Origin of the sequence: Mesorhizobium sp. AA23, assembly GCF_001672435.1 — a bacterium.
GTDB lineage: Bacteria > Pseudomonadota > Alphaproteobacteria > Rhizobiales > Rhizobiaceae > Mesorhizobium.
On the sequence record NZ_LYTP01000023.1, the window covers coordinates 319,911 to 335,141 of the forward strand.

Below are 15,231 nucleotides of genomic sequence, written 5' to 3' on the forward strand. Positions count from 1 at the left end.
GTCTTGCGTATATGAAGATCAGAATTCACCAGAGGGCATCGGGTGCAGGACGACGAGGAAGACCGCTATCGCGCGCCGGCACTGGACAAAGGGCTGGACATTCTGGAACTGCTCGCCAGCGTCGATGGCGGCCTGACCCAGGCGGAGATCGCCAAGCGGCTCGACCGCAGCCCGAACGAATTTTACCGGATGCTCGACCGTCTGGTGAAACGCGGCTACGTCACCCGGTCAGACGGCGACCGCTATTCGCTGACGCTGAAGCTCTTCGGGCTTGGCCAGCTGCATGCACCGGTGCGCAGGCTGGTCTCCTACGCCACCTCGATCATGCGCGAGCTGGCCGAGACCTCCTGGCAGGCAAACCAGCTCGTCGTGTTCGACCGTGGCAGCGCCGTGGTCATTGCCCAGCAGGAAGCGCCGCGATACTGGGGCATCTCGATCCGCGTCGGCTCGCATATCAGCCTGTTCGACACCGGCTCGGGACATGTGCTGCTGGCCTTCCGCTCGCCGGAAGAGCGCGAGATGATGATCGCCGAGCATTTGCGCAGCAACGAGGAGATGAAGTTGTCGCCCGACTTCTTCGCCCGCCTCGACCAGGTGCGCGATCGTGGCTACGAGATGATGGCTTCGCTGCAGACCGCCGGCGTCTACAATCTGTCGGCGCCGGTGCTCGGTTCCGACGGGCACGGCATCGCCGCGCTCACCATACCCTATATCACTCTGGTCAACGCGCCGGCAGCGCCCGATATCACCAGGACCATCGCGCTGCTCCAGGCAGCAGCGGCCCGCCTGTCCCAACTCGCCGGGTCGGATGTGAGGTCACAGGAATAATTCTAATTTGAATGATGAATTCTCCCGTGAAATGATCGAGACGATGTTTGAAGCATGTCGTTTGCGCAAAAGCCGCTGCGCAATTCGGGCCACGTGGATAGCTCGACAAGGGAGGAAGCCATGATCGTCGATACGCACCTGCATCTCATCGACAGGGCGGCGCTACGCTATCCCTGGCTTTCCGCCGTGCCGGCCCTCGACCGCGATTTTTCCCACGACGATTACGCCACCGAGGCGCGCCGCGCGGGCATAGAATTGGCGCTCCATATGGAAGTCGACGTCCACCCGGCCGATATCGCGGCCGAGACAGCCCTTGTCGAAGGACTGTCGAAGAAGCCGGGCAGCCTGGTGCGGGGCGCGATCGTGTCGTGCCGGCCGGAAGAACCTGGCTTCGCCGACTGGCTGGACAAGGTGAAGGGCGATCCATTTGTCAAAGGATTCCGTCGCGTGCTGCATGTCGTGCCCGACGACGTCTCCGAGGGTGCTCTGTTCCGCGAGAACGTCGGGCGCATCGCCGGCAGCGGGCTGACCTTCGATCTTTGCGTCCTGCCACGACAGATGAGCCAAGCGATCGCGCTGGTCGATCTGGCGCCAGACGTGCAATTCGTCCTCGATCATTGCGGCGTGCCCGACATCCGGGGCAAGGCCGAGCATCCCTGGCGCGAGCAGATCGCCGAGATCGCCCGGCGCCCCAATGTCGTCGGCAAGATCTCCGGCGTCGTCGCCTATGCCGATCCGGCGAGCTGGACCGTCGAGACCCTGCGGCGTTATGTCGAGCACACGATCGGCAGCTTCGGCTGGGATCGCGTCGTGTGGGGCAGCGACTGGCCGGTCTGCACGCTCGGTGGCGGGCTGCTCGGCTGGGTAGCGGCGACGCACGCGCTCCTTGCCGGGGCGAGCGAAACCGAGCGCGCGAAACTGCTCTCCGGCAACGCGAAGAAGCTCTGGCGGCTGTGAGCCGCAAGGCCGATGCCCGACTGTATTAGCCGGGCGCCGCGAAGCTCTGCCGGAACAGGCGATTGATGTCGGCGACGACGCGGGGGGCGTCCTGCCGGCCGGCAAGACCCTCGTTGAGGCGATCGGACGCCGCCTGCTGAAACGCCATGTAGCCGTCGTGGCGCGGGCGCACCCAGGCGCCTTCCAGCGTCGCCCGCGTGCCGCGGTAGAAGTCGCCCGTCGCGGCATTGACGGCTTCGTCCTCCCAGGCGGCGGCATGGCCGGGCTGGCCGCCGGCGGCGGCATAGAGGCCGCGCTGCACGTCGCCGCTGGCGATCCAGTAGGCGAAGTCGATCGCTTCCTCGCCGGCAGCGGAAAAGGCCGAGACGGCGATGCCGGTGCCGCCGAGCGCGGAGCCGACCGGGCCGTTGCCGCCCACAGTCGGCATGTCGCAAAAGAAGAGCCGGTTCGGCCGGAAGCCTGCAGTGGCATAGGGCACGTAGCCATAGATCAGCGGCGCGCAGGCGATGCGCGAGCCGGCCTCGGCCATCTTTTCGAACACCGCAATCGGATCCATCGTCAGGCACTCGGGATCGAGGAGTGCCGCGATCTCACGCAGCATTTCGAAGACGGTCTCGCCGGTATCGGGATCGATCAGATCGCTCGGGCTTTCGACTGCACATGGCCGGCCGAGATCGGCGGCAAGCGTGAAGAAGCACATCAGCGAGTGCGGCGGCCTGAGCGGCAAGAGCACGCGGCCCCGCTGGGCAAGCTCCAGCACTTCGGTCCAGATCTTCGGCGCGGCGTCTATCAAATCGGGTCGCCAGGCCTGCACCTGCGTCGCGGCGTCGATCGGAAAGGCCCATTGCCGGTCCTGCCAAGTGTAGCTCGGATAGGACCGGCCGACGCTTGCCTTCGCCAGCGCTTCGCGCTCCGCCTCGCGGCCGGGCACGTCGAGCGGGGCCAGGCACTTCTCGGCGGTGATCTGGCCGACATGCGGATGATCGATGACGATCAGGTCGTAGGCGCGGGCGAGTTCTTCGACAGAGAAGGACTCGAAGTCCTGCAGCGAGCGCTTCTCCCACTCGATAGAGACGCCGGTCTTTTCCCGCCAAAGCCGGGAGCAGGCGACCATCGGATCATAGCCGCGCGGATGGTTCCAGGTCATGCCCTTGAGTGTCGTCACAGGCCGAACTCCTTGCGGATTTTTGCGCTGTGCTCGCCGACGCGCGGCGCCGCCTGCTCGACTTTGGCGCGCATGCCGTCGATCCTGAGCGGTGACCGCGTGGTATCGATCGAAACACCGTCCTCGCGCGTCACGGTCTGCAGCAGGTCGAGCGCCTTGAAGCCATCGCTTTCCAGCACCTCTTTCCAGTTCAGCACCTTCGCGCACCAGATGTCGGCGGGCTCGAGGATCGCCAGCCATTCGTCGACCGACGTCTGCGCGATGCGCTGCGCGATGATCGCCTTGATCTCGTCGCGCGCCGTGAACCAGGTCGCCGGCTTGTCGCGATAGGGCGCCAGCCCCTCGATCTCGAGCAGGTCGGCGAGCTTCGGGATCGGCGTCATGGCGATCGCCAGGAAGCCGTCCTTGGCCGGATAGACTCCGTAGGGCGCCGCCAGATAGGCGTGGGCGCTATGGAACGACGAACGGCGCGGCAGCCGCCGGCCGTCATTGAGATGCGTCGTCAGCACCTCGAACTGGAGGTCGATCAGCGCCTCGAAGAGGCTGGTCTCGATATGGCCGCCCGCGCCGGTGATGCCGCGCCGGACCAGTGCTGCAAGGATGCCTTGCGCGCAGGCCGCGCCGGCCAGCATGTCGGCGATTGCCAGGCCGAACGGCACCGGACCCTGATCTTCGTCGCCGTTCAGCCACATGACGCCGGAGCGCGCCTGGGCAAGCAGGTCCTGACCCGGACGCTTTACCCACGGGCCTTCCTCGCCATAGCCGCTGATCGAGGCGTAGACCAGGCGCGGATTGAGCGTCCGCACATGCTCGTAATCGAGGCCGAGCCGCTCGATGACGCCGGGCCGGAAGTTCTGGATCAGCACGTCGGCCTTGGCGAGCAGCCCGCGCAGCGCTTTAAGGTCGTCCTCGTTCTTCAGATCGACCGCAAAGCTTTCCTTGGCACGGTTGATGGCGTGGAAGATGGTGGAATCACCACCGATCTCGGTGTCGCTGAGATAGAGCCGGCGCGACAGGTCGCCACCATCGGGCCGCTCGATCTTGATGACGCGGGCACCGAGGTCGAGGAGCCTCAGCGAGCAGTAAGGTCCCGACAGGAACTGGCTCATGTCGACGACGACAAGGCCGGACAGCGGCAGGTCGGCGGCCATCATTGCTTCTCCGTCTTGCCGGCGAAGTCGGCCGGGTCCTTGTATTTCACCGTCTGCAGATGCTCGCAGTAGAGCACCAGCTCGCCTACGCCCTTGAACACTTCATAGCTGGCGCGGATCAGCCCCATTTCCTTGTAGCGGGGCTTCTTTTCCATGTTGGTGCGGATCGAATAGATGGTGTCGCCGATGAAGACCGGCTTTATGAAGCGGAGCTTGTCATAGCCGTAGGAAAAGGCATTGACGCAGTTGGTGGCGACTAGACCGAGCCCGGCCGAGAAAACGAACGCGCCCGCCACGAGGCGCTTGCCGAAGATACCTTCGCGCTCGGCGAACATCTGGTCCTGCACATAAGGGTGGATGTCGAGCACCAGGGTGTTGAAGAGATGGCTGTCGCCTTCGGCCATAGTGCGCCGGAGCGAGCGGATTTTCTGGCCGATCGGCCAATCCTCATAGAACCAGTTTTCGGCATTCCATACCGGCAGCAAGGCGTGATCGGGCGGCATGTCGGCAGGGCAGGTCGAAGCGACGCCGACGGTGGGCGGGAAGCTGGTCATTGCGCTGTTCGTCCGCTCCGGGAGAATGGCCGCACCGCTCCGGCAAGCCGGAGCCGGACGCGATCGATCCTCCAAATCTTCTTTTGTGAATACTATATTCACATATGAGATTGGGGCACAAGCCGGTCAGGTAGAAATTTTGCGCCTTGGCAGAACCGGCTCGCCGGCAGCGTGAAAGCGTAGCGAGCGCTTCGGCCGTGCCTCGCGGCGGAATGCATTTGCACTCCAGCGCAAGGGGTCGCGGCGGGCTAGGGCTGGGGCAGAGCAGGCTCCATGTGACGGGTTTGCGAGAAATCCCGGGGAAGACATATTAGCTAATTGTACAAGCATTAACTGCCAAAAGGTTGTAAAGCTTGGCTTGTCGGTTGCACGGGCGCAGAGTGACGTAGCATCGCCAAACGGATCAGTAAAATTGACTTCTGTGACGATGCAATTCGTTGGTAATCGATCGCCAAGGATAATACTGACTTCGGCGACATCCAGTGCTTTTCTCTTGAGTCGATTTATGGCGGTTCTCGGTGCATTCCCTCCCGGTGTCGGCTGCCGACCCTTCGATGAGCGGGATTGGGAAGGCGTGGCGGATTGCCTGCACCGAGGGTTTCCGGAGCGCAGCCGGAGCTATTGGATAGAAGCGCTGACCCGCCTGTCGCAGCGGCCAGCGGTCGCCGATTTTCCGCGATATGGATTCGTCCTGGAGAAGTCGGGCCGGATCGTCGGCGCGGTGCTTACGCTCTATGCCAAGCACAAAAGCCTGGAAGGCGATGAAATCCGCTGCAATCTCTCGAGCTGGTCCGTGGACGCGGAATTCCGGCCCTATGCCAGCCGGATGATCGCGACGGTTATCCTGCGCAAGAATGTGGTCTACACCAATATTTCTCCATCGCCCGGGACAGTGAGGCTCAACAAAGCCTTCGGTTTTCGCCTGTTTTCCGGCGGACAGATCGCCTTCTTGCCCATTCTGAATGGTATGCCGCGTCCGGACCGGGTGTTGGAAGCCCATGCGGACCTCGCCGAAATGGCTGAACTCACCGACAACGAAAGATACATATTGCTCGAGCACGCCGCGTTGGGCTGTCTTTCGCTGATCTGCGTCTGCGACGGTCTGGCGTTGCCGCTTGTGCTGAAGCCGCGCCGGATATTGCATGGGCTCGTGTCGTGCTGCCAGGTCGTCTACTGCCGATCCCACGCGCATCTGGTCAGGTGCGCCGGGGTCGTAGGCCGCTTTCTCCTGCGGCGCGGACAGCTGCTTTGCCTCGTCGATGCGATGGGCCCGGTTCCCGGTCTGTCCGGCAGGTATTTTCCGAACAAGGGGATCAAGTATTTCAAGGGTCCGAAATCGCCTTCTCCGGGAGACCTGACGTTCACCGAAATGGTGCTGTTCGGTTCCTGAACGAAATCGTGAAGCCGGTCTGGAGCCCAGCCGATCCGAAGTCAGTCCGCCGCTTCGGCTCTTGCCGCCATGTGCCAGCGTGTTCCCAGCGAGACGCCCACGAGCAGCAGACAGAAGGCGAGGGCAAGAGGGGAGTAGAAAGCCTCCTCCTGTAATACGGCATTGGCCGAAATGGTGACGATGCCGACAAAGCCGAACAGGAAATCCGGGTCGCCGGTCTGGATAAGCTGCCGTCGCAATGCCACGGCCAGCGCCGCCAGGAAGCCGAAGAAGACGAGGCTCCCCACGCCCATCTGGTAAAGCATGACACCGACCGCGCTCTCGACCGGCACGGAGGCGGCGCCTTCGGCCTGGGCGGTTTGCCAGTTGAGATTGATGCTGGTGCTCGACAGGTTGCCGCCGAGACCCAAGCCCTGGCCGAGCGGATCGGCCAGGAAATCGCGCATGCCGGCAATCAGACCGAGGACGTGATAGTCGCCATGGGTGGCGCCATAGCCGATCGCCGCCGTCGTCCAGACCACGGCCAGGGCCATCGCGGCCATGAGCGCCAGACCGGCGCGGGAGGGACTGTAGATCAGCCGCACGGCAATTGCGACGAAAAGCATGAAGGTCGCGCCCTTGGAGCCGATGACGAGCAGCAGCGGCAGAGCCGCGAGAGGCAGCACCCATCGTCCTTTGAAGAGCAGCCAGGCCGAAATGATGCTTAAGGCGTAAGCATAGCTGATCGGATGGAAGTTCGGGCCGCCGATGCGGAAGACGCTTGGCAGGATGTCGTTGAACAGGGGCGTGTTGAAGAAGGTCGTGGTCATCACGTCTTCGATCCCACGGTAAACGAAACCGGTTTCCTGAAGCGCTTTTTCCCACACGCCGGTCTCGACCTGCCGCGAGATGCTGCGCTCGACATATTGGTCGCCGTGGAACAGTCCGAGGAAATCCATGGTGAAGGTCAGTTCCGCATAGCCATAGACGATCGCGCCGGCGCCGAGCCACAGCATGCTCTTGCGCAGATCGACGGGATAAAGGCTGGCGGCGAGGACCGCGACGTGGAAGCAGGCGAGCGGCGTGATCGTGTTGCGGAAATAGACGACCGCGTCCTTGGGGTCGCCATGCACGACGCCGAGAGCGAAATAGAAACAAATCGTTCCGCACAGGACCATGCTCAGCAGCAGCCACGGGCGCAACTCGGTCAGCGCGCGGACGCGGTACTGAAATGAGGCGGCCAGGAAAATGCCGAACGCTGTCATCAGGATGATGAAGTTGGTGCCGCGCAGCGCGTCGAACGTGTCGTTGTCGGGAATGTAGGGGGTGAACCAGGCGACCACGAGGTTCTGAAAGAGAAAGGCGCAGATGATCAGCACCGGAACGCCCGCCGGCATCGCGTTCGAAACGATCAGCGTCAGCACGAATGTTGCGGCAATCCCGAACGGCGTCCACACGGCAAATGCGGAGACGGCGAGCGCAACGACAAGCAAGGCCGTGCCGACATGCAGCAAGGTTTCGGGCGTATCCCTGCCCGGCAAACCCAGTCTGACGGGCGAAGAGACCTGCATCGTGCTCATCGCTGATCCGCTCCGCTCGTCACTTATCCCAGCAAGCGTAGATGGCGCCTGTCGTCCATTTCCGGCCTAACCTCCAAGGAGCGCGGCAATCATCGAGCCGTCGAAGCCCTCGACGCTCTGCCTGCTCCTGATGAAGCCGAAGCCCTGATCGAGCTCCCAATAGGTCCATGCCACATGGTTCGCTTCAGCCGCCTTGCGCACGGCGCGCACCCAGGAGGCGCGGCTTTCGGCATCCACGCAGAAGTTGAGCACACCGAATTCGTTCAGCATGACCGGGCAGCCGTTGGTGGTGGACCAGCGCGCCAGATCGGCAAAATCGGAGCCGATCCGCGCGGCCGTCCAAGGCGCCGACAATTCCTCTTCAACGAGGTTGGCGGCTTCTTCGTCGCCGGCCGACCGCAGTTTGGAGATAAGCCGGCTCACCTGGGCCATTCCCTTGCTTGCGGGAAAGGGCAGGTCCGCGATGCGGGCGAGCGGCGAGGCATCCCAGGTCTCGCACTGGTGGGTGAAGGCCAAGGGGGCGTAATAGTGAACGGCGGCAATCTGGTTGTCGTCGGCGAGCGGCGGCGCGTCGGCGATTTCCCAGATGCCCTGAAACCGTGCCGGTCCCCAGACCAGCGTGTGGCGCGGACATTTCGCCCGCAGCGCCGCGGCGATCCGTTCCCGCAGCGCCAGCCAGGCGCTCCGTTCCATCGGTGGCTCGTTCAGCAGCTCGGGATAGACCCACTCCGCAGGCAGATCGGCAACGACGGCACGCAACGCCGTCCAGGCCTGAAGCACTCTTCCTGCAGCCGCCTCGGGATCGTTTCGAAAAACTCCTACAAGCTCGCCAGAAGGATGCATGTCGAGGAGGACCGAAAAGCCCAGCCCGACAAGATCCCTGATCCCGTTCTGGATGCGGCGAAGCGTTGCCGGGTCGCCGCTGGAGACGAGATCGCCGTTGACCGGCAGCCGGATCGTTTCGAAGCCTGATTGGCGCAGCTTCTCAAGCGTGGCCGTGGCGGGAGCAAGCCCATCGTTTCGGTCGAGCCATCCGGGAAGGTTGAAGCCGCGCGACGGAACTTGGCCGGCCGTCGCGAGCGCAGCGGATTGCGGCAGAGGGGAGGCGGCGAAAACGGCTCCGGCGGCAAAGGCCAGCGCCTGTCGCCTCGACACCTTGGGCGGCGATGTCATCGATGCACCGCCTCCACGGTCTAGCCCCGAACGGTGGCGCTGCGGCGCTGCTCGCCGGCCGCTCGCGGACTGTCGATCGCCGTGGCTGGCCGCGCGCTTTCCGCCGCGACGACAAGAGTGGCACTGCGGCCGATCTGGCCGGCACCGAATTTTTGCGCGAGCAGCCTGGCGGCTTCCGAAGGCTGCTCGGAGGGGCTGAGCGCCAGAAGCGCAAGATCGGCTTTGGCGAAGAGCTCCGGATTCCAGCCGTTCTCATTGAGCGAGGGCGCGATCACGAGGACGAAATCGAACGCGCTCCCGGCTTCGGCCAGAATGCCACGGAACGAGTTGCGATCGGCAACGCCAGGACTTTTTTCCGCCACTGAGCTGCACACGACAGTCTGCAGACCGGTCGCGCCATCGATGAACAATCCGGCGCCGCCTGTCGTCGCGCTGGACAGACGATCGCCAATTTCCACCATCAGCACGTTCTGATCGGCTCGTTGCATTCCGATGCCCAGCATCGCGCCCGCAATCCTTGCCTCGAAACTGCTGTGGATCGAAGACACGAGGATCACGAACGGTTTGCCGTGGTCGTTCAGGTGCAAGACCATCTGCCGCATGATCTTCAGGACGGCGAGCGACAGCGTTTCGTTTCCGGTCTGGAAGAGCTGTTTCCTGATCGCCTTGATGTTTGAGTAGGCGGTCCCACCGGCGACGCCGGGCAGACGGTACTCGCCGAAATTGGCTGGCATCGGCAATGGCCGGGGGCTGACCGGCGCGCTGTCCTTACGGTCCACGACCGGCTCCGGCACGGCCGCCTTCGGCGCCTGCGGGTCCTCTTGCGGCTGCGGGACCGGACCAAGCGCCAGAGCGAGGCCGCATCCGGCGAGGAGCCCCAGAACGGCGCTCACCAAGAGAAGCAGGACCGGCTTCGGCCATGTCGGCTGGACAGGCGGCGAAGCCACGCCGATCTTGCGCGCTTCGGAAGTCTGCACGCCCTGCATCTGCGACGTTTCCTGTGCACGCTTGAGATAGTCGTCGAGCACGGCGCGCGCCGCCTGGGCTTTCGATTCCAGCTGCCGCAGCTGTACCTGCGCGATGTTCGAGTTCGTCGACTGTTGGCGCAGGGCTTCGAGCTTGTCCTGCAGCTTGCCGACATTCTGCACGGCGAGATCATAGCTGGCCTTCAACTGCTGCCTTATGCGATCCGCCTCGGCGGACATCAGCCGCTTCAACCGCTCCAGCTCGGACTGCAGCCGCCCGATGGTCGGGTGGCGCGGCCCGTACATGGTTTGCAGGCTGGCAAGCTCGGTGGCGCGCTGGTTGTAGTCGTCGCGCAATTTGATGGCCGAGGTGGAGGTAAGAATATCCGCAAGCTTGGCGAGCCCGGCCGGCGAACTGCCCGCAGCCAGCGCCTGATTGTAGCGGTCCTTGGCCTGGTCGGCGTCGCCCTGGGCGGCGATCAGCTGCGTCGTCAGCTGATCGAGCTGCGACTGCAGCGTGCCGCCGTCCGTCGAATTGACGATATTGTGTTTCGTCTTGAAGTCTTCGACCGTCCGCTCGGCGTCGCTGACGTCCTTTTGCAGGCCGGAGATCCTGTCCGTGAGCAGCGTATTCACGTCGCTGTTGGCGCTCTCGCGTTCTCCCACCAGGCCTGCCCGGTACTGATCGACGATGGCATTGGCGATGCGCGCGGCCTTTTCCGGCGACGGCGACGTGAAGCTGACATTGATGACGTAGGTCAGCCCTTCGCGCTCGACAGAAACCTTGCTCTGGAAGCGCTTGAAGGCGGCGTCCTGCGGCGCGCTGGCGCCGGCTCCGAACAGACGTGAAGCAAGGCCGCCGCCGGCGAATTCCGGATCGCTGTCGAGCTTCTGGCTTTTGAAGACGGCGCCGAGCAGGTCTGGCGACTGGATGACGAAGACTTGGCTGGCGATAGCGGCGCTGTCGGAGCCGATCCCCGGAAGCACGTTGTTGAAATTGGTCGCGCGCGTGTCGCGGGGGTCGATCAGTATCGAGGCCGTTGCGGTATAGCTTGGTTTGGTCACCGCAAGATAGGAGAGCGCCAGCAGCACTGCCGCGCCGGCGATGGCAAGCACCATCACGCGTCGCGTCCAAAGGATGGCCCACACTGCACCTATGTCGAACAACGGCGTAAGAGTGCGCTCGTCGATACTGGCTGGCTTCATCGATTTTCCTCGTCGAGAGCCGCGACTTCACGACCTCACTCGTCTCCACAGTATTAAGGATTATCGTTAGCCATCCGTTAAGCTTGGCGGCGTGACGATGCGCTCGGCGCTGGCGATGCCGGTAACCATGCGAAGCGTTCGCGCTGGCGCGGTTGCGGCATTTTGCTTATGCAGGATCGGGTTTTGAGCGTCGTCGTAGGTGCGGGTAGCCCATCGCCGATCGTCTCAGGAGGCGAGGTTGAAGGACACTAAAGGGAACCGCGAGGCCGCCCCCGGGGCAGGGGCCAGCCCGGCGACCGACATGCGCATGTCGGTCACGGCGCTTGCCAAGAGCGGCGCCGTGGCCGGCATCATCAAGCTTGCCAGCGCGGGCCTGTCCTTCCTGATGTTCGTGGCCGTGGCGATGGTGACGAACGAACGCGAGTTCGGTCTTTACAGCGCTACCTATGCCGGCGCGAGCCTGGTTTCCTTCTTCGCTTCGGTGGGCCAGCAGAGCACCGTGCTCAGGTTCTGGCCTCAATATGCCGGGCTGGGCGATCTCGGCTCGGCTCACGGGCTGATGGCGCGTGCCATTCTCGTGGCGCTGGCCGGGCTTGTCGGCACCAGCCTGCTCATCATCGTGGTGGGATTCCTGCCCTTCGTCGGCAGGGGAACGCCGGAATGGCTGCCGCTATGCGTGGCGGCGGCGGTGCTGTCGTTCTCGCTCGGCTGGTCGGAGTTTACCTCGGGCGCCTTCCGGGCCAAGAACGCGCTGATATCGGGCCTGCTGCCGCGGGACATCATTTGGCGCGCGGCGACAATCGCCGCCGTTGCGGCGCTGCACTTCATGCAAGTGAAGATCGATGCGATCGCGGCGACATATCTGACGGCGCTGCTGCTCATCCTGTCGGTCGTCCCGCAAACAATTGTGCTGTTGCGCGACACGGCGCGGGCAGATCGCGGTGGTCTCACGGAAGGGCAAAAGCAGGAATTCAAGACGGTGACGCTTGGCCTGTGGGGCGTCACCTCGCTGCCGCCCGCGCTCGGCCAGGTCAGCACCCTGCTCGTGGCGATGATCCTGGGGCCAGAGGCGGCAGGCGCGATCTTCGTGGCGGACCGGACCACGCGCTTCGTGACCCTTGCCCTCAACGGCATCAACCAGGCGCTGGCGCCGCAGATATCGGCGGCCTTCTACAGCGGCGACAGGGCTCACGTGCAGCGCATCACCAGCCTCGCCGCGCTTGGCGGCTCGGCCATTGCGCTGTGCGTGCTGGCGTCCTTCTGGATATTCGGCGACTTCATCCTGTCCATCTTCAATCCGGCCTATGCGACGCCGACCATGAGGGCGACGCTCGTCATCTTCGGCATCGGGGCGACGTTCGGCACCGCTTGCGGCCCGATCGAAGTCCTGTTGCAGTTGACGGGTCTGCAGCATGCGCTCTTCAAGGTGCTGGTCATCGTCAACGTTGTCGGACTTTGCGTGACGGCCGTGGCAACTTACTACCTCGGGTCCATAGGAGCGGCCCTCAGCATTGCCGGAACCGTCATCGCATGGACGGCTTTCGGGGTATTGATCGCCCGGCGCAGAATCGGCATCAACCCGTCGATCCTCGGCTTGTCCCTGGACAGGATCGGGCTGGTGCCTCATGCCCTCCTGAAGGGGCGCACGTGAAGATCGTCCAAGTGCAGACCCAGGCGGAAGCAGCGGGGGCGCAGCGCATCTCCGACATGGTGGGCGAGGGCTTGCGGGCGCGCGGGCACGAGGTGCGCACCGTCTTCATGTACCGCAAGACCGAAGCCTATGACCGCGATCCCAATGTGGATTTCGTCCTGACGGACAGACCGCGCGGATTGCCCGGGCAGATCCGGGCGACCGTCGGCTTGGCGCGATATCTGCGCGCGGCAGGCCCCGACGCAGTCATCACTTACCAACACTATGGCAATATCTTCGGCACGATCGGCGCCCGGCTGGCCGGCGTCAGGCACATCGTCGCAAACCAAAGCGGCGCCCCGCAAAGCATGGGCGTCATGGGGCTGCTCTCCCAAATCGACAAGCTGATGGGCACGGTCGGCCTTTACCAGGCGAATGTCGTCAATTCCGGCTGGACTCAAGCGCAGTTCGATCGCTATCCGCGCTCCTATCGGCGGCGCATGCGTCGCATCGATCACGGCGTACCCGCGCCGGGCGAGGAATTCGACAAGGCAGCGGCGCGCGCCGCCTTCGGCCTGCCGCAGGACGTTTGGCTGGCCGTATCATCGGGCCGACTGACGCGGATGAAGAACCAGATCGCGCTTGTCGGCGCGCTCGATCGACTGCCCGACGTCCATGTCGCGCTGGCAGGCGCGGGGCCGGAGCGCGAAGCGCTCGTCGCCTTTGCCGAAAGCCGCGGCGTTGCCGACCGCCTGCATCTCGTGGGCGAGGTTCCGCCGACGCGCATCTTCGAATTCCTCGCGGCCGGGGATGCCTATGCGTTTGCCTCGATGACGGAGACCTTCGGCCTCGCCTGCGTCGAAGCAGCCATTTCCGGGCTGCCGGTTGTGGCCAGCAACCTCGACGTCTTGCGCGAGGTGCTGACCGCGGAGGACGGCTCTCCCGCCGCACTCTTCGTCGAGGCCGACGCTGCCGGCATGGCCAGGGGCCTTGGCGATCTGTTTGCGCGGCCGGAAGCCAAGGCCAGGCTTTCAGAGGCGGGACGGCGGCTGCGGGATAAGTATTCGCCGGCCAGGATGTGCGCGGGCTACGAGGCGCTACTGCTTGCCTGACCGCTTGCGCACGGCGGCGATCCCGTCGATCACTTCCAGGCGCCCGGCCCGATTGAGTGTGTGGATTTTCGGATAAGGAAAGTCGCCAGCCGCATCGATCGGCCGCGGCGGCGACAGCCGCACCGTCTGCTGGTTGAGCTCCAGCAGCTTCGACAGGCCCAGCCCGCCGCCATAGCCCAGCGTTCCGTCCTGGACCGGAAGAAGCACGCGGCCGTCGCGGTTGCGCACGAAGGCTCCGCCGGGGCGGGCCATGCGGTGGTCGATCAGGATCGGGTTCGCCGGATGCGGCCGCCACGGACCGGCAAGCGCGGGGGCGGAGAAAATCACCAGCGTGTCGGAAGTGCTTCCATGGCCGTCACGATCCGTGGCGAACAGCCAGAGCATGCCTTCATGCTCGAACAAGGTGGCATCGGAAATCTCGCCTTCGACCAGCACGGTCTCGGCAAGCCAGCTGTCCGGGAAGCCCGACGCGCGGTAGAGTGTGAGCTTGCCGCCGGCGCTCGCCTCCGGCAGCATCCAGATCGCGCCGTCGCGCTCGAATACCTGCGGGTAGGAGAGGTGGTGAGCCTCCTCCAGCACGACCCGAGGCTCGCCAGGAACGCCATCCGCGTCGAACGGGACAACGGAAATGACCGCCTTTCCGGTCGCGTGCGGATAGTCCTCGACGAACACAAAGGGCTGACCCTGCCACCAGAAGGGGAACGGGTCGGCATAGAAATGATCGCCCGGGTCCGGCAGCACCGACCAGCCGGTGCCGAGCTTGCCGGTATCGGCGACGCCCAGGGCATCGGTAAAGCGATAGCCGACACGCCAATGCGCGTGGCGGAAGCGCGCGCGCCGAAGCGCTTCCCGGCCGAGCCGCGGCAGCGCCGCGCCGAGATAGGCGGATGTGAACCCGCCTCGCTCGCCACGACCATGGATTTCAGCCACGGCCTCTCGTGGCAGCCGGTCCGCCGCGAACGCGCGGGTGACCGACTGAACCAGAGTAATGGCGCGGGCGAACACGTCCTCGGTGCCGAGTGCGGTGGATTCCCGCTTGTCGACCATGGGCCGCGCCTGGCCGACTACCGTCTTCCTGTCGAGCACGGCCTCGATCACCGGGAGCCTGCCGGCCGCGACGGCGATTGCAGCCGACAGATCGGCGCTGGATCCGTCGAAGCGAAGGCCGATGGTGGGGACATTCGACAAGGCCGCATCGCCGGCAAGATCGAGCCTCAGCGCGGCGGGGCGCCCGCCGGGCCGTGCCGGGATTGCTTGCAGCGCGGAGCCGAGAAGGGGTCCGCGCCGGCGGAAAAGACGTTGCTCGAACTGGAAGGCGGCTTTTGCCGCTGCCGGCCAGGTCGCCGGCCCGGGCTGATGCGCCACCGCGACATCGTGGCCGTCCGCCTCCAGCCGCTCTATGGCGAGCCGCTGCCAATGGCGGGGCGCCGATTGCGGAACGATGACCTCGATCGCCAGCATGTCTTGGGCGGCTATGTCCTGCTCGGATTTCCAACAATGAGGAACGAGAGACTGGCCGAAAATACTTACATCGGCGTTAC

General features: G+C 64.5%; 12 protein-coding genes. 5 read left to right on the forward strand and 7 right to left on the reverse strand.

Annotated features, from left to right (window positions below):
• Positions 1-42: 42 nt before the first annotated feature.
• Positions 43-828, forward strand: coding sequence for an IclR family transcriptional regulator (locus tag A9K66_RS18215; RefSeq protein ID WP_067326231.1), 786 nt, complete (start codon positions 43-45; stop codon positions 826-828).
• A gap of 120 nt (positions 829-948) precedes the next feature.
• Positions 949-1,785 (forward strand): amidohydrolase, encoded by an 837-nt coding sequence (locus A9K66_RS18220; protein ID WP_067327082.1) that lies wholly within the window; start codon positions 949-951, stop codon positions 1,783-1,785.
• Positions 1,786-1,810: 25 nt separating this feature from the next.
• Here A9K66_RS18220 and A9K66_RS18225 read toward each other — a convergent pair whose 3' ends face one another.
• The 3 genes from A9K66_RS18225 to A9K66_RS18235 are packed head-to-tail and all read right to left on the reverse strand — an operon-like array spanning position 1,811 to position 4,655.
• Positions 1,811-2,932, reverse strand: coding sequence for an extracellular solute-binding protein (locus A9K66_RS18225; protein WP_067327085.1), 1,122 nt, complete (start codon positions 2,930-2,932; stop codon positions 1,811-1,813).
• Positions 2,933-2,946: 14 nt separating this feature from the next.
• Positions 2,947-4,104, reverse strand: a complete 1,158-nt coding sequence (locus A9K66_RS18230) for a CaiB/BaiF CoA-transferase family protein (protein WP_067326234.1) — start codon at positions 4,102-4,104, stop codon at positions 2,947-2,949.
• Entirely contained in the window at positions 4,101-4,655 is a 555-nt protein-coding gene (locus A9K66_RS18235) for a MaoC family dehydratase (RefSeq protein ID WP_067326237.1), read from the reverse strand. Before A9K66_RS18235 ends, A9K66_RS18230 begins: the two co-directional genes overlap by 4 nt.
• A gap of 505 nt (positions 4,656-5,160) precedes the next feature.
• Between A9K66_RS18235 and A9K66_RS18240 the strand changes: the two genes are divergently transcribed.
• Positions 5,161-6,045 carry a hypothetical protein gene (locus A9K66_RS18240; RefSeq protein ID WP_067326240.1) on the forward strand — a complete coding sequence of 295 codons (885 nt, stop codon included), beginning with the start codon at positions 5,161-5,163 and terminating at the stop codon, positions 6,043-6,045.
• Positions 6,046-6,086: 41 nt separating this feature from the next.
• Here the strand turns inward: A9K66_RS18240 and A9K66_RS18245 are convergent, their stop codons facing one another.
• From A9K66_RS18245 to A9K66_RS18255, 3 genes are all read right to left on the reverse strand, one after another.
• On the reverse strand, positions 6,087-7,604 hold the full coding sequence (locus A9K66_RS18245; RefSeq protein ID WP_067326243.1) for a hypothetical protein: 1,518 nt from the start codon (positions 7,602-7,604) through the stop codon (positions 6,087-6,089).
• A gap of 66 nt (positions 7,605-7,670) precedes the next feature.
• Positions 7,671-8,777, reverse strand: coding sequence for a cellulase family glycosylhydrolase (locus A9K66_RS18250; RefSeq protein ID WP_067326246.1), 1,107 nt, complete (start codon positions 8,775-8,777; stop codon positions 7,671-7,673).
• Positions 8,778-8,797: 20 nt separating this feature from the next.
• The gene (locus A9K66_RS18255; protein WP_082953948.1) at positions 8,798-10,948 is read right to left on the reverse strand and encodes a GumC family protein; all 2,151 of its coding nucleotides are present in this window, start codon (positions 10,946-10,948) and stop codon (positions 8,798-8,800) included.
• Between the two features lie 238 nt (positions 10,949-11,186).
• On the opposite strand from A9K66_RS18255, the gene A9K66_RS18260 reads away from it, so the two are divergent.
• Both A9K66_RS18260 and A9K66_RS18265 read left to right on the forward strand, forming a co-directional pair.
• Positions 11,187-12,599: a lipopolysaccharide biosynthesis protein gene (locus tag A9K66_RS18260; protein WP_067326253.1), complete on the forward strand. Its 1,413-nt coding sequence runs from the start codon at positions 11,187-11,189 to the stop codon at positions 12,597-12,599.
• Positions 12,596-13,690: a glycosyltransferase family 4 protein gene (locus A9K66_RS18265; protein WP_067326255.1), complete on the forward strand. Its 1,095-nt coding sequence runs from the start codon at positions 12,596-12,598 to the stop codon at positions 13,688-13,690. The genes A9K66_RS18260 and A9K66_RS18265 overlap by 4 nt, the downstream gene beginning before the upstream one ends.
• Here the strand turns inward: A9K66_RS18265 and A9K66_RS18270 are convergent.
• A complete protein-coding gene (locus tag A9K66_RS18270) occupies positions 13,676-15,151 on the reverse strand; it encodes a hypothetical protein (protein WP_067326258.1) in 1,476 nt (491 codons plus the stop codon). The two genes, A9K66_RS18265 and A9K66_RS18270, sit on opposite strands and share 15 nt — an antisense overlap.
• Between the last annotated feature and the right edge of the window lie 80 nt (positions 15,152-15,231).

Coding starts and splice junctions, on each gene's coding strand:
- A9K66_RS18235 (WP_067326237.1), bottom strand. CDS start 4,655: ATGACCAGCTTCCCGCCCACCGTCGGCGTCGCTTCGACCTGCCCTGCC.
- A9K66_RS18230 (WP_067326234.1), bottom strand. CDS start 4,104: ATGATGGCCGCCGACCTGCCGCTGTCCGGCCTTGTCGTCGTCGACATG.
- A9K66_RS18245 (WP_067326243.1), bottom strand. CDS start 7,604: ATGAGCACGATGCAGGTCTCTTCGCCCGTCAGACTGGGTTTGCCGGGC.
- A9K66_RS18255 (WP_082953948.1), bottom strand. CDS start 10,948: ATGAAGCCAGCCAGTATCGACGAGCGCACTCTTACGCCGTTGTTCGAC.
- A9K66_RS18220 (WP_067327082.1), top strand. CDS start 949: ATGATCGTCGATACGCACCTGCATCTCATCGACAGGGCGGCGCTACGC.
- A9K66_RS18240 (WP_067326240.1), top strand. CDS start 5,161: ATGGCGGTTCTCGGTGCATTCCCTCCCGGTGTCGGCTGCCGACCCTTC.
- A9K66_RS18250 (WP_067326246.1), bottom strand. CDS start 8,777: ATGACATCGCCGCCCAAGGTGTCGAGGCGACAGGCGCTGGCCTTTGCC.
- A9K66_RS18225 (WP_067327085.1), bottom strand. CDS start 2,932: ATGACCTGGAACCATCCGCGCGGCTATGATCCGATGGTCGCCTGCTCC.
- A9K66_RS18270 (WP_067326258.1), bottom strand. CDS start 15,151: ATGCTGGCGATCGAGGTCATCGTTCCGCAATCGGCGCCCCGCCATTGG.